This window comes from Sphaerisporangium sp. NPDC005288, assembly GCF_040607475.1.
Taxonomy (GTDB): domain Bacteria; phylum Actinomycetota; class Actinomycetes; order Streptosporangiales; family Streptosporangiaceae; genus Sphaerisporangium; species Sphaerisporangium rhizosphaerae.
Genome location: NZ_JBEXGT010000121.1, coordinates 1 through 1109 on the forward strand (window position 1 = coordinate 1; position 1109 = coordinate 1109).

Consider the following 1109-nt stretch of genomic DNA (forward strand, 5'->3'; position numbering starts at 1 on the left):
GGGGGTTGGCCGCTGATGGGCGGTGTAAGTCGTTCGCCGAGGCGGCTGATGGGGTGGGTTGGGGCGAGGGTGTCGGTGTGCTGGTGGTGGAGCGGCTGTCTGAGGCGCGCCGTCGTGGGCATCGGGTGCTGGCGGTGTTGCGTGGCTCGGCGGTGAACCAGGATGGCGCCTCCAACGGGTTGACCGCCCCCAACGGTCCCTCCCAGGAGCGGGTGATCGCTCAGGCGTTGGGGGCTGCCGGCTTGGTGCCCGGTGATGTGGATGTGGTGGAGGCGCATGGTACGGGGACGGCGTTGGGTGATCCGATCGAAGCCCAAGCGTTGCTGGCGGCTTATGGTCAGGGTCGGCGGTCGCCGTTGTGGCTGGGGTCGGTGAAGTCCAATCTGGGGCATACCCAGGCGGCGGCCGGGGTGGCCGGTGTGATCAAGATGATCCTGGCGATGCGGCACGGGTTGTTGCCCAAGACGTTGCACGTGGACGCGCCCTCGTCGAAGGTGGACTGGTCGGGCGGGGCGGTGGAGCTACTGACCCGGCCCCAGCCCTGGCCACGCGCTGCGGATCGGCCGCGCCGGGCGGGGGTGTCGTCGTTCGGCATCTCCGGCACCAACGCGCACGTGATCCTGGAAGAGCCGCCCGTTGAGGAACCGTCGGCCATCGGCGCCGGTTCGACCGCACCCGCTGGTGAGGAAGCGCCGGCCAGTGAGGGGTCGCCGGATAGGGAGCAGGCCGAGGCGGGATCGCCCGTTTCGGATGGAACGGAAGGCACGGCCGGGCTGTCGGTGCCTGTGGCGTTGCCGGTGCCGGTGGTGGTGTCGGCCAAGAGCGAGGCGGCGTTGCGGGCGCAGGCCGCTCGGCTGGCGGAGTTCGTCGTCGGGCATGAGGCGGCTGGTCCGGTGGAGGTGGCGGCCGCCCTGACCCGCCGAGCAGCCCTGGAGTACCGAGCGGTGCTGCCGGCGGCCGACCGAGAAGGTCTGCTCGCCGCGCTGCGGACCCTCGCAGGCGAACCAACGGCCTCGGCGTTGACGGTCGGCGGGTTGACGGCCGCGGGGTCGACGGCCGGGAGGTCGGGGTCCGGTGAGCCGACGACCGGTGGGTTGGCGGGCGGTGGA

At 71.9% G+C, this 1109-nt stretch carries 1 pseudogene; it reads left to right on the plus strand.

The annotated features are described in order from the left end of the window. Positions 1 to 998, plus strand: a pseudogene (locus tag ABZU32_RS40965) (polyketide synthase); the annotation flags it as partial. Positions 999 to 1109: the final 111 nt, after the last annotated feature.